Here is a 19,771-nt window from a genome sequence, read left to right on the forward strand (position 1 = left end):
ATGTTGTTGCACGTGAAACATCGGACGGTCAGTCCGGGGTGGACTCCCGGCGCTCCACCTCGGCCAGGGCGGCCAGCAGGGTCGCCGGCTCCTGCGCGCCGCTGACCGCGTACTTCCCGGCCAGGACGAAGGTCGGCACGCTGCTCACCCCGAGGTCCCGGGCGGCGGCCAGCTCCGCGCCGACCTCGGCCACCCCGGCCTCCGAGTCGAGGAAACCGCGCACCTCGGCCTCGTCCAGCCCGACAGTGCCGGCGACGGTGGCCAGCGCGTCCCGCGAACCCACGTCCACACCCTCGGTGAAGTACGCCCGGAACAGGGCCTCCAACGTCTCGGTGGCCAGGCCGCGTCCGGTGGCGAACCACACCAGCCGGTGCGCGTCGAAGGTGTTCGCGGTGACCGCCCGGTCGAAGTCCAGCTTCAGGCCGACCCCGGCGGCCACCTCGGTGACCTGGGCGAACATCTGGCGGGCCCGCTGCTCGCCACCGAACTTCGCGCCCAGCCCCTCGACCAGCGGCCGGGGCTCGGGCACCGGACTCGGGTCGAGCTGGAACGGCCGGTAGCGGAGGGTCACCTCACCCTCGTACGCCGCCAGGGCCTGCTCCAGCCGGCGCTTGCCGATGTAGCACCAGGGGCAGACCACGTCGGCGTAGATTTCGATCTCCATGCCGGAGGTCAACCGGCGTCCGGGCCGATCTGTTCCCTGACCTGGCGCTTCAACCGGGCCAGGATCGCGGTGCCACCGCGTACCCGGAGCGGGCTGATCGCCTGGGCGAGCCCCATCCGCTGGTACAGGTCGTCGGGGACGGCGAGCACCTGCTCGGCGGTGGCCCCGGCGAGCCCCTCGGCGAGGATGCCGGCGAACGCCCGGGTGGTCGGCGCCTCCGGCGGACAGTCGAACAGGGTGCTCACCACACCGTCCGGGCCGACCCGGGCCCGCAGGAAGAACGCCGTCTGGCACTCCGGCACCTGCTCCATGCCCGCACGGTCGGCCCCGTCGGCCGGCAACTGCGGGAGCACGTCGGAGAACTCGAGCAGCATCTCCAGCACCACGTCGCGCGGCGCGTCGGCGAACTCGTCGACGATCTCCGCCAGTCGGGTCGGCATCTCGGGCATCCCGCCAGGCTACCGCCGGGTCGGAAGGGGCCCGTCCGGTACCGGGCCCCACCCGTCAGTTGTTCGCGGGCTGTTCGCTGATCTCGCCGAGGGTCGACTGCGGGTCGAACTGCATCGCCAGGTCGCCGAGGGAGACGATGCCGACCAGTTTGCGGTCCGCGTCGCAGACCAGGATCCGGCGTACCCCACGCTCCCGCATCAGGGCCGCCGCCTCCCCCGCCGAGCAGTGCTGCTCGATCATCACCACCTCACGGGTGATGATCGAACCGATGGTGGTGCCGGCCGGGTCGAGACGCTCGGCCACCGCGCGGACCACGATGTCCCGGTCGGTGAGCATGCCGGCCAGGGTGGGGCCGTCGGTGACCACCACGTCGCCGATGTCCGCCTCCTTCATCACCCTGGCCGCCTCGTCCAGGGGGGTCTCGGTCGACAGGTAGACCACCTGTCGGGTCATCACGTCGCTGACCCGGTATCCGGACATGAGAGCCTCCGAGCGTTTCGCAGGGTAGATGGAACAGCGGTACCCAGCCGGCGCACCGCTACACCCGGCCGGCGGCCGTCGGGGTCAACGTGTCGACCAGTTCCGCCACCGGCAGTTCGGTCCGTTCACCGCTGACCCGGTCGCGCAGCTCGACGTACCCGTCGGCCAGCCGGCGGCCGACCACCACGGTGCGCGGGACGCCGATCAGCTCGGCGTCGGTGAACTTCACCCCGGCCGACACGTGGGTCCGGTCGTCCACCAGCACCCGCAGGCCGGCGGCGGCGAGCCGTCCGCCGAGGTCGAGCGCCGCGTCGAGCTGCGGGCCCTTCCCCGCCGCCACCAGGTGTACGTCACACGGTGCGACCGTCGTCGGCCAGCACAGCCCACGCTCGTCGTGGTGCTGTTCGGCGATGGTGGCGACCAGCCGGGAGATGCCGATGCCGTAGCAGCCCATCACCGGGCGGACCGGTTTGCCGGCCGGGCCGAGCACGTCCACCCCGAACGCGTCGGTGAACCGGCGGCCCAACTGGAACACGTGCCCGACCTCGATGCCCCGGCGCATGGTCAGCTCGCCCGTCGGGCAGGCCGGGCAGGGATCGCCGGCGCGCACCTCGGCCGCCTCGATCGTGCCGTCGGGGACGAAGTCCCGCCCGCACACCACGTCGACCGCGTGCCGGCCCGGCTCGTTGGCCCCGGTCAGCCAGGCGGTGCCGGCCACCACCCGGGGGTCGACCAGGTAGCGGATGCCCAGCTTCGCCAGCACCTGCGGGCCGATGTACCCCCGGACCAGCTCCGGCCGGTCGGCGAAGCCGTCGAAGACGGTGGCCGTGGCCGGGTGCAGTGCCGCGCCGACCCGCTTCAGGTCCACCTCCCGGTCCCCGGGCACCCCGATGACCAGCATTTCCGCCTCGTCCACGCCGGGACGCCGGACCGACAGGACGACGTTCTTCAGGGTGTCGGCGGCGGTCCAGTCGTCCCGGCCGCCCAGCCGGCGGGCGTTCGCCAGGTCGACCAGGGTGGCGATGGTCGGGGTGTCCGGGGTGTCGTGCACGGTGGCGGCCGGGTGGGCGTCCGGGTCACCGGCCGGCGGGGCGGGCGTGCCGACCGCCTCCGTGTTGGCGGCGTACCCGCAGGAGGTGCAGGCCACGTAGCTGTCCTCACCGACCGGCGTGGCGGCCAGGAACTCCTCCGACACCGAGCCGCCCATCGCGCCGGACATCGCGGTGACCACCGTGTACTCCAACCCCAGCCGGTCGAAGATCCGCTGGTACGCGGCCCGGTGCCGGGCGTACGCCTCGGCCAGCCCGGACTCGTCGAGGTCGAACGAGTAGGCGTCCTTCATCAGGAACTCGCGTCCGCGCAGCAGACCGGCCCGGGGCCGGGCCTCGTCCCGGAACTTCGTCTGGATCTGGAAGAGCGTCACCGGCAGATCCCGGTACGAGGTGAACAGGTCCTGCACCAGCAGGGCGGCCAGCTCCTCGTGGGTCGGGCCGAGCAGGTGGGCCGCCCCCCGCCGGTCGGCCAGGGTGAAGATGTCGTCGCCGTACTCCGCCCACCGCCCGCTGGTCTGGTACGGCTCGGCCGGCAGCAGCGCCGGGAAGTGCACCTCCTGGCCGCCGATCGCGGTCATCTCCGTCCGGACCACCTCGGTGACCCGGTCCAGGACGAGCTTGCCCAGGGGCAGCCAGGTGTAGCCGCCCGGCGCGGCCCGGCGGATGTAGCCGGCGCGCAGCAGGAGCCGGTGGCTCGGCACCTCCGCGTCCGCCGGGTCCTCGCGCAGGGTCCGCAGCAGCAGGGTCGACATCCGCAACATCATGGGCGCAGCGTAGGACCCGCGGGTCGGGACCCGCGATCACATTGTGGCGAAACGCGGTGGGTCGGGTGGGTCGGACGTCAACGGCTGGCGGGAGCCGGCTCGATGGCCGCGATCAGTTCGTACATGGTCGAGGAGGGGTTGTTCTCCGGGAACGGGGTCTGGTTGCCGGCATGACGCCGGCTGAGTCCGATGGCCCTGCGCGTGGCTTCCCGGCGGAGTTCAACGTACCTCGGTCCGTCTATCCGCTTGCCGATCCGTCCGTCGAGGCCCCGGCTCTGCCGCTCCGCATCGGCGCTGGTCAGGAAGGCCGTCTGCTCGGTGAAGTGGAGGGTGAGCCACAGTTCGAAGCACGGGTTCGAGATCGCGAGCCGGATCCCATGGGCGGAAGCCAGCCGGACCGCCTCCATGAGGCGTGGGTGGTTCTGCGGCCACTCGACGTCGAAGACGCACCAGCACTCGTCCACCTCGTCGTCCTGGCTACGCACGACGGCGCGCTGGACCAGCGTGATCGGTGCACCCTGCTGCGGGTCGATCTCGATGCTGACGGCGGTGTTGTCGCGGACTTCCGGCAGCCGCTTGAGCGCGTTGACGTAGTCCGGCTCCGACGCCTCACCCTCGCAGAACACCACGATCGTCCGGCGTTCGGGACGGCTGGCGACCGACCGGCGGAGATCCCTGGCCCTGGTCCTCCTCGGTGACATCCGATCAGCCGATCAGGCCGAGCGCGCGGAGCACGTCGGTACGGTCGACGTCGGGCAGCGCGCCGAACCGGCCGTGCAGGTACGCCTTCTCCAGGTTCTGTGAACGGCGTACCCGTTCCCCGGCGAACTCGGCGAGTGCGCCGAGCCGGGTCGAGCCGTCCCCACTCTTCTCGGTGAGCCATACCTCGTCCCGGTTCAGGTGGTTGAGCAGGCTCGTGTCATGCGTGGTGAAGACCAACTGGGCCCCTGACGGGTTGGTGGCCGGATCGCAGAACAAGCGGATGACCTGGGCCGACAGCGTCGGATGGAGGCTGGAGTCCAACTCGTCGAACAGCAGGAGCGAACCGGCCTTGAGCGCGCTCAGGATGGGCCCGATGAGCTGGAACCAGGTGCGGGTGCCCTCGGACTCGGCGGAGAAGTCGAACGGCACCTTCTCGTGGGTGGTGCTGTGTACCAGGCGGATCCTCCGCTGCTTACGGGTACGGCCGCCGCGCACCTCGAGACCGGGATGGTTGCTCTCGTGCTCGTCTATCAGAACATCGTCGATGCCCAGGTCTGCCATCCGGAGCAGGGCCAACGCCTGGTCGCGGTCGGCTCTGAACTCCTCGTACGGATCACCGAGACCGGGCAGGGCAGGTTGGTTGGCGACAGTCGGCTCCTCGAACCAACGACGGGTCGACGTGCCGGAGTACGCCACCGGCCCGGTTCGAGGATCGGTGCCCTGCCCGAACGTCTGGATAGCCAGGACGAAGCGGGCGAAGTCCGATACGACGGGTTCGTTGAACCTTCGGGCGATGGAGAGCACCAGTGCCCGGTCGGTCAACAGATCCCGGGTCCCGGACAGTGTTCCCAGGCCGCGTTGGAGTGTCAGGTTCCTCGCTTCGCGCTCGAACACTCGCCGTCGCTTCTTCTCCGGATAGTGGAACAGCGCCTCGTAGCGCACCGCCTCCCGGTCGACCTCCACGACGTATTCGAAGCGCACTCCCCTGATGATCGCTTCGAGGGTGAACTCCGAGGCACGTTCGGGCCCGTCGGCGAAAGCAAAGGGCTCGACAGGCACGACGTCGTCCCAGAAGCGGAGCGAGTCCCGGACGGCGTTCCGTAACCAGGTCATCGCGGCGATGACGTTGGACTTGCCGGACGCGTTGGGGCCGAAGACCGCGGCGGTCACCAGCAGGCTCTCGTTGATGTTGGCGGCGGGACGAGCCTCGACACGATCCGTATCGATTGCGACCATCGACAACTCGACCGGTGCGAGGATCGAGCGGAAGTTCGCCGCCTCGAAGCGGATCAGCATGTCCCTCCCGTCACCTTCGACGCGAGCATAGCCAGCTCACGGTCGAGAATCTACGAAATCGACGGCCTGTCGACGCGGATCCATCGCTCACTGCCGCAGGGTTGATGCAGACGACCGCGTCCGGTAGCCCGACACGCCGTCACCGGGTGGCGCCGGGCACGTTGGTGGATGTCGGTACGACGGCCGGCGCCGGCGGTGCGAGACTGGTTCCCGCTGTGACACCGGTCGACGGAACGGGGAGGACGACGTGCGCTGGCGCAGCTACGTGGCGGTGGGCGACAGCTTCACCGAGGGCATGGACGACGCGTACCCGGACGGCACCTACCGGGGGTGGGCGGACCTGGTCGCCACCCGGCTCGCCGCCGGTGCCGGCCCCGACTTCCGGTACGCGAACCTCGCCGTCCGGGGGCGGCTCTTCCCGCAGGTGGTGACCGAGCAGGTGCCCGCCGCGCTGGACATGCGTCCCGACCTGATCAGCTTCGCGGCCGGCGGCAACGACGTGCTGCGGCGGAACTTCGACCCGGACGCCCTGGTCAGCCGGTTCGACGACACGGTCCGGCGACTGCGGTCCGGCGGCGCGGACGTGCTGCTGTTCCGGTTCGCCGACGTGATGGCCCGGCTGCCCGGCCAGCGGATGGTCGCGCCCCGGGTGCAACTGCTCAACCGGGCGGTCGGCGAGACCGCCGAGCGGCACGGCGCGATCCTGGTCGACCTGTACGCCGACGACACCTACCTCAACCCGTTGCTGTGGAGCACCGACCGGTTGCACCTGTCGGCGGCCGGGCACCGGCGGGTGGCCGGGCAGGTGCTCACCGCGCTCGGCGTCGGCTGCGAGGAGGAGTGGCTGCTGGTCCCGCCGCACCCGGAGCCGTCGCCGTGGCTGGCGGCCCGCGCCGCCGACCTGCGCTGGGCGGGCCGGCACCTGGCCCCGTGGATCAAGCGTCGGCTGACCGGCCGGTCCTCCGGTGACCTGGTCACCGCGAAGCGTCCGCAGCTCGGCCCGGTGTCCGACTGAGCCGTGTCCACCACCGTCCACGCCGCCCCGCTGCTGCGACTCACCCCTGACGACGAGCCGGTGCCCGGCTGGGCGGTGGTGGTGACCGGTGACCGGATCGCCGCCGTCGGCCCGGAATCGGACCTGCTCGGGGCGTACCCGGGGGCGCGGGTCCGCCGCTGGGCGGGCACCCTCGGCCCGGGGCTGCGGCACGACGGCCCGCTGCCGGCGGCTCCCACGCCCCGGGAACGGGTGCACGCGCTGTTCCGGCTCGGGGTGACCGCCGTACTGGCCGGGTACGTGACCGAACCCGGGCTGCGGGCCGTGGTCGACCGCAGCGACGTCGCCGTACTGACCGCCCCGGTGCCGGTGGCCCTGCACTCGGGCGGGCGCGCGGACCTGGCCGTGCTGGCCGACGACGGTCGCTGTCTCGCCACCGTGCTCGCCGGCCGGCTGGTGCACCGGCGGGCCTGACCCCGTTCCCCGGCCGGCGGCCCGGGATCGGGCGTAGGTTGGGCGTCATGGCCGTGCCGAGCGATCCGAACCCCCGTCTCCAGTCGTACGCGGACCCGCGGCGGCTCGTCACCACCGACTGGCTCGCCGAGCACCTCGGCGCCGAAGGGCTGGTGGTGGTGGAGTCCGATGAGGACGTGCTGCTCTACGACACCGGGCACATCCCCGGGGCCGTCAAGGTCGACTGGCATCTGGAGCTGAACGACCAGGTCACCCGGGACTACCTGGACGCGAAGAGTTTCGCGGAACTGTGCGCCGCCAAGGGCATCGGGCGGGACGACACGGTGGTCTTCTACGGCGACAATTTCAACTGGTGGGCGGCGTACGCCCTCTGGGTCTTCTCCCTTTTCGGTCACCGGGACGTCCGGCTGCTCGACGGTGGCCGGCAGAAGTGGATCGCGGAAGGGCGGGAGCTGAGCCGGGACCGGGCCGCCCGGCCGCGCGCCGAGTACCCGGTCCCCACCCGCGACGACGCCCCGCTGCGGGCGTTCCGGGAACAGGTGATGGCGCACGTCGCGGCCGGTCGACCGCTGGTGGACGTCCGATCGCCGGGCGAGTACACCGGCGAGATGCTGCACATGCCGGACTACCCGCAGGAGGGCGCGCTGCGCGGCGGGCACGTCCCGGGGGCGGTGAACAAGCCGTGGAAGTCGGCGGTGAACCCCGACGGCACGTTCCGGTCGTCGGAGGAACTGCGCGGCATCTACGCCGACCAGTTGGGGCTGAGCCCGGACGACGACGTGATCGCGTACTGCCGGATCGGCGAACGGTCCAGCCACACCTGGTTCGTGCTGCGGCACCTGCTCGGTTATCCGCAGGTACGCAACTACGACGGATCGTGGACCGAGTGGGGCAACCTGGTCCGGGCCCCAGTGGTGCAGGGCGACCAGCCCGGCGGCCTCAACCCGTGACGGCTCTGCCGGCCCCGGCCAGTGACCGACCTCGACGCGTGCCACGTGAAACACCGGAGAATTGACAGCGGATTACGCTTGCCGGGTGACGGTGGAGCAGCAGGCGGCACGGGGCGGCGCGAACGGGGTGACGGGTACGACGCGCCGACGGTCCCGCCGGGACGAGATCCTGGACATCGCGGTGGGCCTCTTCGCCGCCCGCGGCTACCACGGCGTGTCGATGGACGACATCGGCGCGGCGGCCGGGGTGACCGGTCCGGCGCTGTACCACCACTTCGCCGGCAAGGAGGCGATGCTGGCGGCCGCGCTGATCCCGGTCAGTGAGGGGCTGCTCGCCGGGGGCCGGGAACGCGCCGCCGGGCACCCCGACGACCCGCGCGGCGCGCTGGAGTCGCTGATCGACTTCCACGTCGACTTCGCCCTGGCCCACCCGGCGGTGATCGCCCTGCACCTCAACGAGCTGGACCGGCTGCCCGAGGAGCCGCGCCGGATGATCCGCCGGTTGCAGCGCCTCTACGTCGAGGAGTGGGTGACGGTGCTGACGGCCCTGCACCCCGGGCTGCCGGCCGGCGAGGCGCGGGTGCTCGCGCACGCCGCGTTCGGCCTGATGAACTCGACGCCCTTCCTCGGTGGCGAGGTGGACCGGCAGCGCCGGGCCGAGCTGCTGCGCGGCGCGACGCTCGCCGCACTGCTCGCGCGCACCGACTCGTAGCGACCGGTCCGCGCGTGGTTTCCTGACATCGTCCACCACCCCAGGACGATGGAGGAAACATGATCGAGTCGTTGCTCGTCGCCAACCGCGGTGAGATCGCTCGACGGGTCATCCGTACCGCGAAGCGGCTCGGGATCCGGACCGTGGCGGTGCACTCCGAAGCCGACCACGAGCTGCCCTTCGTGACCGAGGCGGACGAGGCGGTGTGCGTGGGACCGGCGAACCCGGCCCAGAGTTACCGCAACGTCGAGGCGATCATCGCCGCCGCCAAGTCGACCGGTGTGCAGGCCGTCCACCCCGGCTACGGTTTCCTGTCGGAGAACGCCGACTTCGCCCGTACCGTCGAGGCGAACGGCCTGATCTGGGTCGGGCCCGGCGCGGACGCGATCACCGCGATGGGCGACAAGATCAACGCGCGGAACCTGATGGCGGCGGCCGGGGTGCCGGTCGCGCCCGGCACCACCGACCCGGCGGCCGACCTCACCGCGGCGCTGGCCGCGGCGGCGGAGATCGGCTACCCGGTGATGGTCAAGGCGGCGGCCGGTGGCGGCGGCATGGGCATGGCGGTGGCCACCGACGAGGCCGCGTTGCGCACCGAGTACGACAAGGTCCGCGCGTTCGCCGAGCGGATGTTCGGCGACGGCTCGGTGCTGATCGAGCGGTACTTCCCCCGGGTACGCCACGTCGAGGTGCAGATCCTCGGCCTGGCCGACGGCCGGGTGGTCGCGCTGGGTGAGCGGGAGTGCTCGGTGCAGCGGCGCAACCAGAAGCTGGTCGAGGAGTCCCCGTCCCCGGCGGTCTCCCCGGAGCTGCGGGAGCGGCTTCTCGCCGCGGCGGTCCGGGCCGGCGAGGCGGTCGGCTACCGCAACGCGGGCACGGTGGAGTGCCTACTGGTCCCGCGCCAGCGGGACGGTAGGGGGGACGGCCCGGCGTCCGATGAGTTCTTCTTCCTGGAGATGAACACCCGGCTCCAGGTGGAGCACCCGGTGACCGAGTACGTCTACGGCGTCGACCTGGTCGAGGAGCAGTTGCGGGTGGCCGCCGGCCTGGCGCCGACCTTCGACCCGGACGCGCTGACCCCGCGCGGGCACGCCATCGAGCTGCGGATCAATGCCGAGGACCCGAAGCGGTTCCTGCCCGGCCCCGGCGTGATCGCCACCTGGGTCGAGCCGTCCGGCGAGGGCGTCCGGGTCGACTCCGGGTACGTCGCCGGCAACACCGTCACCCCGTTCTACGACTCGCTGCTGGCCAAGCTGATCGTGTCCGGCGCGGACCGGGCCGAGGCGGTCGCGCGGGCCCGCACCGCGGTGGCCGGGTTCGAGGTCGTCGGCCCGAAGTGCAACCTGCCGTTCTTCACCGAACTGCTGGAGAACGCCGAGTTCGTCTCCGGCGACTACGACACCGGCATCGTCGGCCGGATGCGCTGACCGGAGTCGCTCCCCGGCCGGGTGGTGCGCCCTGCGGCCCGACCCGGCCGGGTGGTGCGCCCTAGCGACCCGGCCGGGAGCGTCCCGTCCTACTGGCCCGACCCGGCCAGGGCCGGTCCGTACTGCTTGCGCTCTCCGGCCGGGACGGTCCCCAGGTGGTCAGAACGACGGCCGCGTGGGCATCCGGCCCGTGGGAGGTGTGCGCCGCCGCGCGGTGTCGCCCGCCAGCGGCGGGAACCGGTCGGCGGATCGGTTCGGAGTTGCCCCGGGCGGCGCGGCGGGAGCGGACCCGTCGACCTGTTCCGGGGCGGCCCGGAGCGCGCCGTGCCAGAGGCCCTCGATCCACAAGTGCGTCTCGGCCCCGCCGGGGCCTGACCGCCGAGGCGTCGCCAGGTCGACCCGGGGTGGTGGGTTGCGTGACCGGTCCCGGACGCTCTCGTCCGGCTCGGCCGGGCCGGGAAAATGACCGCTGTTGCGGGCGGTACGCGGCGCCGGTGCGGGATCGCCCGGACCGCCCAGGCCGCCCGGACCGGTTACCGGCGGGCCGGCCCGGTCGGTTCCGCCGGTCGGGTCGGTCCGGCCGATTTCGTCGGCCTGGTCGGTTCGGCCGGTCCGGTCGGTCCGGTCGTCGGCCCGATCGGTTCCGCTGGCCCGATCGGTCCGCCAGGACCGGTCGAGGAGGTCCCGGAGCTGGCGGTTCTCGGCGCGGCTGGTAGCGAGTTCCTGCTCGAGTTGGGCTTTCTGCCGGCGTAGCAGCTCGATCAGGGCGGTCTCCGGGCTGCCGGTGCCAGCTGGATCGACGGCCGGGGCGGGGCGGGGATCGGGGGCCGCGTGAGCGGGGACGATGTCCGGGACGGCCTCGACCGGATGGTAGCCACGGGCTGCCGCGTGCAGGGCGGCCAGTCTGGCGAGGGTGGCCGGTTGTTGCTCGACCGGTACGAGGTGCCGGACCAGCAGCGTCACCTGTTGCCAGGCCGGACCCCGGCTACGTCTGGTGAAGTGCCAGGACAGCTTCTTCCGCATCCGGCGCTGGCTGACCTTGTCGGGCGGGTTGTGCCGGCGCGTCGTCTGGTTCTGGACGCGGGCCCGGTCCCGCATGATCTTGAGGACGAGTCGTCGCCAGGTGTCCACCCGGCCGACCTCGGGATGCTTCTCCGCCAGGGCGCGCGCCGCGAGCGTGTACGCCGCCACGGCGTCGTCACCCCAACGCTCGGTGAGCTGGCCGGTGAGCTGGTCCGGGGAAGTCAGCCTGTGGGGGGTCCGTTCCCCGGACGGGGACGGTAACTCGTTGTGGGGGGTCACGCCGGTCCTTCCGGAGCACACGACTCGGACCCGTATTTGTACCCGTTCCGGTCAGTGACCGTGGCCGATCGCCACGGCGATCGTCCGGTTCTGGCCGGCTCGTTGTCCGGATAGGACACATCGGGTGACCACGGCGACGGATCCCCTTACCGCGGAACGGTTCCGGCCAGAACGGGATGGTCGGGCCGGCCAGCAGGTCGGACCCGGCCGGCGACCTGGTCGTTGGAGCAGTCAGGTGAGGAGCGGAACCGGCGGTGGCCCCGGGTGGCGGGGCGGTGCAGGGGATCCCGCTCCGATCCGGCTCGGAGCCAGGATCGACGGAAGGACGGCGCATGAACAATGACGAGGCACGCCGCCCGGTGACCCCGGAACGGGTGGCCCGGGCGCTACGGGCGGCTTCCCTGGGTACGGATGCCGTGGTGGTGGTGGCCGTGGTGGCGGGTCAAGAGGACGTCGGAACCTGTGCCGGTGCCCTCTCGGCCGCTCTCCGGTGCGCTGCCGGGCTCTTGGAAGGATCGTCGCGACGCTGATCCCGGATACGGCATACGAGCGGTCGGGGGTGGGACTCCCGCCCCCGACGGCTCGCCGCCCTCCGACAGAACCCGCCCTCCGACGGCCTCGCCGCCCCTGACGGTCTGCCGGCGGCTGCGTGTGCCGGGTCCGGCCCGCATGTCACCGGATTCCTGACGGTCGATGCATTGTCGTTGTTCATGAGTCATCGACGGAATAAGTCTGGATTACGCGCCAAGCGTCGGTATCTCTTTCTGGCGCAATGCTGGGATTCCCATCGCCGGGTCTTCCGCATATTTCGATTAGCATCGATAAACTGGTCGGTGGCCGGACCCTCGGACCGCCGACGGTGGTGGACCGAGGGCGGACGTGCCGTCCCGGTTGTCCAGAAGTGGGTGGTCGCATGGGTAGCACGTTGAAGCGGGTGGCGGCGGGGATCGCGGGTGGGGTCATGGCGCTGACCGTGGCGGCAGCGCCCGCACAGGCCAGTGGTGCCTTCACCGTCGACCTCACCTGCGGCGTACCGGACATCTGGGGTACCACCTGCGACGCGGCGGCCGTCAACGGGACCGGCAACTACACGTGGCAGTGGTTCTACGAGGGCTACACCGGTTCCCCCTACACGACCACGACCCCGTACACCGCAAGTGGCGTCGGCTGCCCGCCGGGGGTCTACCAGACCAGCCTGGGGGTGAGTGTCCGGGACGGTGCCGGCCGGACCGCGAGCCAGCACGTGTACGTCGTCTGCGGTTGGGTCTGAGTCGGCAGGACCGTCCACCCGGCGGTGTCGCGGTCCGGGCGGCGGGCTGAAATCCTGGGAGACACCAGTCTCCGGTGCCGGGGTCGCGTCGGGCAGGGATCCTGCCGGTGCGCCCCGGCACCACGGCACACCGAGGTGACCACCATGACCCAGCTGCCAGCCACCGTGTCGATCCGTGAGGTCGGGCCCCGGGACGGACTCCAGAACGAGGAGCCGATCCCGACCGACGCCAAGGTGCGGCTGCTCGACGCGCTCTCCGGGACCGGCGTACGGCGGATCGAGGCGGTCTCGTTCGTGCACCCGAAGGCGATCCCGCAGATGGCCGACGCCGACGAGGTGTGGCAGCGGGCGAAGCGGGTCGACGGGGTGCGCTACTCGGCGCTGGTGCCGAACACCCGGGGCGCGCAGCGGGCGCTGGCCGCCGGGTTCACCGAGATCGAGGTGGTGGTCTCGGCGAGCGACACGCACAACCGGCGCAACGTCAACCGCTCGACCGACGAGTCGCTGGACGACATCGCCGAGCTGATCGACCTGCTGCACGGCGCGGGCGCGCGGGCCGAGGTGATCGTCGCGACCAGCTTCGGCTGCCCGTACGAGGGTGACATCGACCCGCGCCGGGTCGCCGGCATCGTGGACCGGGTGGTCCGCGACGGCGCGGACCGGGTGGCCTTCGGCGACACCACCGGCATGGGCACCCCGCGCCGGGTCCGCGAGCTGTTGACCGAGGTACGGGACCGGAACGCGAGCATTCCCGTGCTGCTGCACTTCCACAACACCCGGGGTACCGCGCTGGCGAACCTGTTGACCGCGCTGGAACTGGGGGTGACCGAGTTCGACGCCAGCGTCGGTGGGCTGGGTGGCTGCCCGTACGCGCCGGGGGCGAGCGGCAACCTGGCCACCGAGGAGGCCGTGCACATGCTGCACGACATGGGTGTCGACACCGGTATCGACCTGGACGCCCTGCTGGAGTGCGCGGCCCTGGCCGAGGAACTGGTCGGCCGGCAGCTCCCGTCCGGTGTGCTGCGGGCCGGTCCGCGTACCCGGCTCACCCCGCACTGACCCGAGGTCGCCGACCCCGCTCACCGGCGCCGGCCGGCCGGTCGGTCCGTGTTGAACCGCCGGTCCCGGGGAGTGGGAGAGGGCGGGGCGGGTGAGGTAACCTAACGATCGTTCAGGTCGCTTGGTGAGGGGGTCGGCGTGACGCTCGACGGTGAGGCACTGAAGCAACTCCGCAAGCGGGTCCGGGCCGGTGGCGCGGACAAGTACCACGCGGCCAACGCGAACAAGGGCAAACTCTTCGCCCGGGAACGGGTGGCGCTCCTGGTCGACGAGGGGTCCTTCGTCGAGGACGGGCTCTACGCCAACGCCCTCGCCGACGGGCTGCCCGCCGACGGCGTGGTCACCGGCACCGCCACCATCGACGGCCGGCAGGTCTGCCTGATGGCGAACGACTCCACGGTCAAGGCCGGGAGCTGGGGCGCGCGTACCGTCGAAAAGATCATCCGGATCATCGAGCGGGCGTACGCCACCGGTGTGCCGATGGTCTACCTGGTCGACTCGGCCGGCGCGCGGATCACCGACCAGGTCGAACTCTTCCCCGGTCGGCGCGGGGCCGGCAAGATCTTCTGGAACCAGGTGCGCGCCTCCGGGGCGATCCCGCAGGTCTGCGCGCTGTTCGGGCCGAGCGCCGCCGGCGGGGCGTACATTCCGGCGTTCTGCGACGTGGTCGCGATGGTCGACGGCAACGCCAGCATGTACCTCGGCTCCGACCGGATGGTCGAGATGGTCACCGGCGAGAAGACCACCCTGGAGGCGATGGGCGGGGCCAAGGTGCACTGCGCCGAATCCGGCGTCGGGCACTTCCTCTGCAAGACCGAGGCCGAGGCGCTCGACGTGGTGAAGCGCTACCTGTCGTACCTGCCGGCGAACTGGCAGCAGCAGCCGCCGGCCACCGAGCCGGTCGCCGCGCCGGCCAGGGCGGACCTGGCCGCGCTGGTCCCGGCCAGCGAGCGGCAGGCGTTCGACATGCGCCGGTACGTCAAGGGGCTGCTCGACGAGGGCAGCTTCTTCGAGATCCAGGCGCTCTGGGCCAAGGAGCTGACCATCGGCTTCGGCCGGCTGAACGGCGAGGTCGTCGGCGTGGTCGGCAACAACTCGATGTTCAAGGGCGGGGTGCTGTTCGTCGACTCGGCCGACAAGGCGACCCGGTTCGTGCAGCTCTGCGACGCGTTCAACGTACCGCTGCTGTTCCTCTCCGACGTGCCCGGCTTCATGGTCGGCAGCGCGGTGGAGAAGCAGGGCATCATCCGGCACGGCGCGAAGATGATCACCGCGATCTCGGAGGCGACCGTACCGAAGATCTGCGTGGTGGTGCGCAAGGCGTACGGCGCGGGCCTCTACGCGATGGCCGGCCCCGGCTTCGAGCCGGACGCGACGATCGCCCTGCCCACCGCGAAGATCGCGGTGATGGGCGCGGAGGCCGCCGTCAACGCGGTCTACGCCAACAAGATCGCGGCCATCGCCGACGAGGCTGAACGGGCCGCGTTCGTCGCCGCGAAGCGCGAGGAGTACGAGCGGGACATCGACATCGTCCGGCTCGCCAGCGAACTGGTGGTGGACACCATCGTCGAGCCGCACGACCTGCGGGCCGAACTGGTCCGCCGGTTCACCGCGGCCCGGAGCAAGGAGCGGCACTTCTCCCGGCGTCGGCACGGCGTCACCCCGGTCTGAGCATCACCCGGTCCGAGCGTCACCCGGTCTGAGCCGCAACCGGGCCGGAGCCACACCCCGGCCCCGGCCCGGTTGGAGCCGACCCCCGGCACCCGCTGCCGCCGACGTCACGAGCGCCCGGCGGCAGCCCGTCCACACAGGAGGAAACCCATGGACTTCCGGCTCACCGAGGAGCAGGAGGCGCTGCGGTCCAGCGTCCGGGACTTCGCCCGGGAGGTGGTCGCGCCGGTCATCGCCGAACACTACGAGCAGCACACCTTCCCGTACGAGGTGATCCGCCAGATGGGCAAGATGGGGCTGTTCGGGCTCCCCTTCCCGGAGGAGCACGGCGGGATGGGCGGCGACTACTTCGCGCTCTGCCTGGCGCTGGAGGAGCTGGCCCGGGTCGACTCCAGCGTGGCGATCACCCTGGAGGCGGCGGTCTCGCTCGGTGCCATGCCGATCTTCCGGTTCGGCACCGAGGAGCAGCAGCGCAGGTGGCTGCCGAAGCTGCTCAGCGGCGAGGCGCTGGCCGGTTTCGGCCTCACCGAGCCGGGCACCGGGTCGGACGCGGCCGGCACGCAGACCCGCGCCGTGCTGGACGAGAAGACGAACGAATGGGTGATCAACGGCTCGAAGGCGTTCATCACCAACTCGGGCACCGACATCACCGCCCTGGTCACCGTCACCGCGGTCACCGGTACCCGCCCGGACGGTACGAAGGAGCTGTCCACCATCATCGTTCCGTCCGGTACGCCCGGTTTCACCGTCGCGCCTGGGTACTCCAAGGTCGGGTGGAACGCCTCGGACACCCACGAGCTGACCTTCGACGACTGCCGGGTGCCGGCGGAGAACCTGCTCGGCGAGCGGGGCCGGGGGTTCGCCCAGTTCCTGAGGATCCTCGACGAGGGGCGGATCGCCATCGCCGCGCTCGCCGTCGGTCTGGCCCAGGGCTGCGTCGACGAGTCGATCAGGTACGCGAAGGAACGCCACGCCTTCGGCCAGCCGATCGGCAACTACCAGGCGATCCAGTTCAAGATCGCCGACATGGAGGCGAAGGCACACACCGCCCGGCTCGCCTACTACGACGCGGCGGCCCGGATGCTCGCCGGTGAGCCGTTCAAGCGGCAGGCGGCCATCGCGAAGCTGCACGCCAGCACGATCGCGGTGGACAACGCCCGGGAGGCGACCCAGATCCACGGCGGCTACGGCTTCATGAACGAGTACCCGGTGGCCCGGTTCTGGCGGGACAGCAAGATCCTGGAGATCGGCGAGGGCACCAGCGAGGTCCAGCGCATGATCATCGCCCGCGATCTGGGGCTGTGAACGGAGGCGGGCACCCGAAGCGGCGGGCGCGTCGGCCGTCCGGCCCGGCAGGCCGAGGACGGTCGCCCGCCGCGGCACCGTAGCCCGCCGTCTCCCGCCGTCCGCCGCCCGTCCACGCCGTCCGCCGTCTCCCACCGTCCGCCGCCCGTCCACGCCGTCCGCCGTCGCCCGTCGCCCGCCGTAGCCCGCGCCGCTCCCCGTCGCTCGTCGCCCGGCGTCTCCCGGCGTCCGCCGCCCGCCGTCCGTAGCCCGTCGTCCGGCGTCCGGGCAGCGATGATCGCTGATCAGATCGGAACACACTGTCGGATATTCCACTGTGTTCGGTCGGCAGCACGACGGTCGCCTGCCGAACGTCGCACCCGGTCCGTACGCTTCCTGGCCATGGCTCCGGATCATGACCGTTCGCGGAGTTCGGGTGCCCCGGCCGGCCTGCCGGCACTGGTACGCGGGCACCGGCTCGCCGCCGGCCTGACCCAGGCCGAGTTGGCGGCCCGGGCCGGCGTCGGCGTACGGACGGTCCGTGACCTCGAGCGGGGCCGGTCGTCCCGTCCCCAGCGAACCACCGTCGACCTGCTCGCCGACGCGCTGGGCCTGACCGGAGCGACCCGCCGTACCTTCCTGGCCACCGCCCGGGGACGACTACCGGCCGCACCGACCGACGTACCTACCACCGGCGGCACCACCGGCGGACCGGGTGCCGGGGGCATCGCCGGCCCGGCCGCCGACCCCGCCGGCCCGGTGAGCGGGATGGTGCCGGTCGCCCGCTCCGGGACCGACGAGGCGACCCCGCTGGGTGGGCTGTCGGCGGACCTGCCGCCCCCGGTCGAGCTGGTCGGACGCGACCACGACCGCGCCGAACTGTGCCGGCTGCTCGCCGGGAAGCGTACGTACCCGGTGGTCAGCCTGGTGGGGCTGGCCGGGGTCGGCAAGTCCGCGCTCGCCCTGGCGGTCACCCGGCAGCTCGCCGACCGGTACCCCGGGGGGATCGCCGGGGTGCTGGTCGGCGAGGGGTCCGACGTCGACTGTGTCCTCTCCGCGGCGGCGGCGGTGTTCGGGGCCACCGGCCCGGCGGAGCTTGCCACCCGGCTCGGTGGCGCTCCCGCCCTGCTCCTCGTCGACGCGGTGGAGCGCGCCCCGGACGCCGTGGCGGGGGCCCTGGACCGGCTCACCCGACTACTGCCCGAACTGCGGGTGCTCGCGACCGGCCGCCACCCGGTCGGTCTGCCCGGTGAACGGGTCTGGCCGGTACCACCGTTGGACGTGCCCACGGACGACGGGAGCGACCCGGAACCGGACGCGCTGGCCCGCTGCCCGGCGGTACGGCTCTTCGTGGCCCGACTGGCCCAGGTACGCCGGGAGCCGCCCGCGCCGGAGGAACTGCCCGCCCTCGCCGCGCTGGTCCGCCGGCTCGGCGGCCTGCCGCTCGCCATCGAGCTGATGGCGGCCCGGGGGCGGATCCTGGACCTCAACGAGCTGTTGGACCGGTACGGGCACCGGGTCCTCGACCTGGCCCCGCCGCCGAACCACCGGGAGGCGGTCGCGGTGACCCTGCGGGACGCGGTCGCCACCAGTTACCGGCTGCTCGACCCGGCCGAACAGGCCGCCCTGCGTCGGCTTGCCGCGTTCCGGAACCGCTGGTCGGTGGGGTTGGCGGAGGACATGCTCGCCGACCATCCGGCGGGCTCGGGCGGTGACCCGGTGCAGCTGCTGGACCGCCTTCTCGAACTGGGGCTGTTGAGCGTCCAGGGCACCGGACAGCTACGGTTCCGGCTGCTCGACGCGGTACGGGACTTCGCCGCCGAACAGCTGGTGGCGGCCGGCGAGGAGACCACGGTGCGCCGCCGGCACGCGGAGATCCTGCTGCGGCTGGTGGCCCGTGCCGAGCCGGAGCTGACCGGCCCGGGTCTGGTCCGCGCCCTGTACCGGCTGGACGAGCTGACCAGCGACATTCTCGCGGCCATCACACACGCGCAGGGCGACGACCCGCACACCGCCCTGCGGCTGGCCGCCGGCCTGTCCCGGTGGCTGCGGCTGCGCGGGCGGGACGTGGCCGGCCGGCAGTGGCTGCGCCGCCTGCTGGACGACCCGCGTACCGCCGATGCCGGGCCGGCGGTACGGGCGGCGGCGAGCGTGGGGCTGGGCCGGCTCTCGCTGGTGCACGGCGGCGATCCGATGGAGATCGAGCCGGTCCGGCACGCGCTCGCCACCTTTCAACGGCTCGGTGACGTGGCGGGGGAGCTCGACGCGCGCGGCGTGCTCGGTACCCTCCTGATCTGCGCCGGCGCGCACGAGGAGGCCCGCGAGCAGGCGGCGGCCGCACTGGCGATGGCCCGGCGGCACGACCGGGTACGCGACATGGCGATCGCCCAGCGCGGCCTCACCTGGCAGGACGTGCGGTCCGGTGACCTGTCGGCGGCCCGCCGGCGGTTGGCGTCGGTCGACCGGCTGGCCGGGCAGTGCGGGGAGCCACGGATCCGGGCGTTGGCCCGGGCGGATCTGGCCGAGGTGGCCCGGCTGGAGGGCCGGTACGCGGACGCCGTCGAGCACGGTCGCGCGGCGGTGGCGGCGCTCGCCGAGCTCGGTGACCCGGGGCACCGCCGACGGGCCCTCGGTACGGTGGGGCTCGCGTTGGCCCAGGCCGGGCGCTTCGACGAGGCCGGTGCGGTGTTGGTGGAGCTGCGGGCCACGGTGCCGGGGCAGCGGGAGGTCGTGCGTGCCGAGGACGGGCGGTGCGCGTTGCTGGAGGCGACCGTCGCGCTGCACCGGGGGAACCGGGAGCTGGCGGCGGAGTGGTTCGCGGTGGCGGCGGCGACCCGGGCCGGGCGGGGCTGGCGTGACGTGGTCGAGTCACTGGTCGGGCTGGCCGCGAGTACCGGGGATCCCGCGATGCTCGACCGGCTCGACGGGGTGTGCCGGGAGAGCGGCATCCGGTTGTTGCCGCAGGAGGAGGCGCTGCTCTACGCGTTGACGGCGGGTCGGTGACATCCTCGGAGGACCGCGGTGTCACCGACGGCGCGAGCCGATCCGCCCAGCAGGCCGGGGCGACGCGTGATCCGGGCCGCGAGCAGCCCGAGGGCGGTCGGCAGGGTGGCCGGGTCGGTGCCGTGGATGCCGGCGGGCCGGGAGTCCGGTCCGTGCCGTGGATCCGGGCGGTCCGGTGAGTCCGGGCCGTGTCGTACCCGGTGCGTGGCGGTGCGCC

General features: G+C 72.4%; 17 protein-coding genes. 10 read left to right on the forward strand and 7 right to left on the reverse strand.

What is annotated here, in order from left to right; all coding sequences use genetic code 11:
• Window positions 1–28: 28 nt before the first annotated feature.
• The 6 genes from PVK37_RS06400 to PVK37_RS06425 form a co-directional block, all read right to left on the reverse strand.
• Window positions 29–664: a DsbA family oxidoreductase gene (locus PVK37_RS06400; protein WP_275032829.1), complete on the reverse strand. Its 636-nt coding sequence runs from the start codon at window positions 662–664 to the stop codon at window positions 29–31.
• 8 nt (window positions 665–672) lie between these two features.
• Window positions 673–1,113 (reverse strand): SufE family protein, encoded by a 441-nt coding sequence (locus PVK37_RS06405; protein ID WP_275032830.1) that lies wholly within the window; start codon window positions 1,111–1,113, stop codon window positions 673–675.
• 55 nt (window positions 1,114–1,168) lie between these two features.
• The gene (locus PVK37_RS06410; RefSeq protein WP_275032831.1) at window positions 1,169–1,594 is read right to left on the reverse strand and encodes a CBS domain-containing protein; all 426 of its coding nucleotides are present in this window, start codon (window positions 1,592–1,594) and stop codon (window positions 1,169–1,171) included.
• 58 nt (window positions 1,595–1,652) lie between these two features.
• Window positions 1,653–3,410: a proline--tRNA ligase gene (locus PVK37_RS06415; RefSeq protein WP_275032832.1), complete on the reverse strand. Its 1,758-nt coding sequence runs from the start codon at window positions 3,408–3,410 to the stop codon at window positions 1,653–1,655.
• Window positions 3,411–3,487: 77 nt separating this feature from the next.
• Entirely contained in the window at window positions 3,488–4,039 is a 552-nt protein-coding gene (locus PVK37_RS06420; RefSeq protein WP_275032833.1) for an RloB family protein, read from the reverse strand.
• Between the two features lie 76 nt (window positions 4,040–4,115).
• Complete coding sequence (locus PVK37_RS06425; protein WP_275032835.1) at window positions 4,116–5,408, reverse strand: AAA family ATPase; 1,293 nt, start codon at window positions 5,406–5,408, stop codon at window positions 4,116–4,118.
• A gap of 247 nt (window positions 5,409–5,655) precedes the next feature.
• On the opposite strand from PVK37_RS06425, the gene PVK37_RS06430 reads away from it, so the two are divergent.
• The 5 genes from PVK37_RS06430 to PVK37_RS06450 all read left to right on the forward strand — a co-directional run bounded on the left by PVK37_RS06430 (window position 5,656) and on the right by PVK37_RS06450 (window position 9,965).
• The gene (locus PVK37_RS06430; RefSeq protein WP_275032836.1) at window positions 5,656–6,423 is read left to right on the forward strand and encodes an SGNH/GDSL hydrolase family protein; all 768 of its coding nucleotides are present in this window, start codon (window positions 5,656–5,658) and stop codon (window positions 6,421–6,423) included.
• Between the two features lie 3 nt (window positions 6,424–6,426).
• Entirely contained in the window at window positions 6,427–6,876 is a 450-nt protein-coding gene (locus tag PVK37_RS06435) for an imidazolonepropionase-like domain-containing protein (protein ID WP_275032837.1), read from the forward strand.
• 47 nt (window positions 6,877–6,923) lie between these two features.
• Window positions 6,924–7,826 carry a sulfurtransferase gene (locus PVK37_RS06440; RefSeq protein WP_275032838.1) on the forward strand — a complete coding sequence of 301 codons (903 nt, stop codon included), beginning with the start codon at window positions 6,924–6,926 and terminating at the stop codon, window positions 7,824–7,826.
• A gap of 85 nt (window positions 7,827–7,911) precedes the next feature.
• Window positions 7,912–8,538 (forward strand): TetR/AcrR family transcriptional regulator, encoded by a 627-nt coding sequence (locus PVK37_RS06445; protein WP_423791006.1) that lies wholly within the window; start codon window positions 7,912–7,914, stop codon window positions 8,536–8,538.
• Window positions 8,539–8,597: 59 nt separating this feature from the next.
• The gene (locus PVK37_RS06450; RefSeq protein WP_275032839.1) at window positions 8,598–9,965 is read left to right on the forward strand and encodes an acetyl-CoA carboxylase biotin carboxylase subunit; all 1,368 of its coding nucleotides are present in this window, start codon (window positions 8,598–8,600) and stop codon (window positions 9,963–9,965) included.
• Window positions 9,966–10,124: 159 nt separating this feature from the next.
• On the opposite strand, the gene PVK37_RS06455 is transcribed toward PVK37_RS06450, so the two are convergent.
• Window positions 10,125–11,267 (reverse strand): coiled-coil domain-containing protein, encoded by a 1,143-nt coding sequence (locus PVK37_RS06455; protein ID WP_275032840.1) that lies wholly within the window; start codon window positions 11,265–11,267, stop codon window positions 10,125–10,127.
• A 913-nt stretch (window positions 11,268–12,180) separates the two neighbouring features.
• Between PVK37_RS06455 and PVK37_RS06460 the strand changes: the two genes are divergently transcribed.
• The 5 genes from PVK37_RS06460 (at window position 12,181) to PVK37_RS06480 (ending at window position 19,554) form a co-directional block, all read left to right on the forward strand.
• A complete protein-coding gene (locus PVK37_RS06460) occupies window positions 12,181–12,537 on the forward strand; it encodes a hypothetical protein (RefSeq protein WP_275032841.1) in 357 nt (118 codons plus the stop codon).
• Between the two features lie 144 nt (window positions 12,538–12,681).
• Window positions 12,682–13,596 carry a hydroxymethylglutaryl-CoA lyase gene (locus tag PVK37_RS06465; RefSeq protein WP_275032842.1) on the forward strand — a complete coding sequence of 305 codons (915 nt, stop codon included), beginning with the start codon at window positions 12,682–12,684 and terminating at the stop codon, window positions 13,594–13,596.
• A gap of 138 nt (window positions 13,597–13,734) precedes the next feature.
• Complete coding sequence (locus PVK37_RS06470; protein WP_275032843.1) at window positions 13,735–15,267, forward strand: acyl-CoA carboxylase subunit beta; 1,533 nt, start codon at window positions 13,735–13,737, stop codon at window positions 15,265–15,267.
• A 150-nt stretch (window positions 15,268–15,417) separates the two neighbouring features.
• Window positions 15,418–16,572, forward strand: a complete 1,155-nt coding sequence (locus PVK37_RS06475; protein WP_275032844.1) for an acyl-CoA dehydrogenase family protein — start codon at window positions 15,418–15,420, stop codon at window positions 16,570–16,572.
• 381 nt (window positions 16,573–16,953) lie between these two features.
• Complete coding sequence (locus PVK37_RS06480) at window positions 16,954–19,554, forward strand: ATP-binding protein (RefSeq protein WP_275032845.1); 2,601 nt, start codon at window positions 16,954–16,956, stop codon at window positions 19,552–19,554.
• Window positions 19,555–19,771: the final 217 nt, after the last annotated feature.

This window comes from Micromonospora cathayae (genome assembly GCF_028993575.1).
Classification (GTDB): domain Bacteria; phylum Actinomycetota; class Actinomycetes; order Mycobacteriales; family Micromonosporaceae; genus Micromonospora; species Micromonospora cathayae.

Coding starts and splice junctions, on each gene's coding strand:
- PVK37_RS06425 (WP_275032835.1), bottom strand. CDS start 5,408: ATGCTGATCCGCTTCGAGGCGGCGAACTTCCGCTCGATCCTCGCACCG.
- PVK37_RS06440 (WP_275032838.1), top strand. CDS start 6,924: ATGGCCGTGCCGAGCGATCCGAACCCCCGTCTCCAGTCGTACGCGGAC.
- PVK37_RS06415 (WP_275032832.1), bottom strand. CDS start 3,410: ATGATGTTGCGGATGTCGACCCTGCTGCTGCGGACCCTGCGCGAGGAC.
- PVK37_RS06400 (WP_275032829.1), bottom strand. CDS start 664: ATGGAGATCGAAATCTACGCCGACGTGGTCTGCCCCTGGTGCTACATC.
- PVK37_RS06410 (WP_275032831.1), bottom strand. CDS start 1,594: ATGTCCGGATACCGGGTCAGCGACGTGATGACCCGACAGGTGGTCTAC.
- PVK37_RS06465 (WP_275032842.1), top strand. CDS start 12,682: ATGACCCAGCTGCCAGCCACCGTGTCGATCCGTGAGGTCGGGCCCCGG.
- PVK37_RS06480 (WP_275032845.1), top strand. CDS start 16,954: ATGGCTCCGGATCATGACCGTTCGCGGAGTTCGGGTGCCCCGGCCGGC.
- PVK37_RS06450 (WP_275032839.1), top strand. CDS start 8,598: ATGATCGAGTCGTTGCTCGTCGCCAACCGCGGTGAGATCGCTCGACGG.
- PVK37_RS06460 (WP_275032841.1), top strand. CDS start 12,181: ATGGGTAGCACGTTGAAGCGGGTGGCGGCGGGGATCGCGGGTGGGGTC.
- PVK37_RS06475 (WP_275032844.1), top strand. CDS start 15,418: ATGGACTTCCGGCTCACCGAGGAGCAGGAGGCGCTGCGGTCCAGCGTC.
- PVK37_RS06405 (WP_275032830.1), bottom strand. CDS start 1,113: ATGCCCGAGATGCCGACCCGACTGGCGGAGATCGTCGACGAGTTCGCC.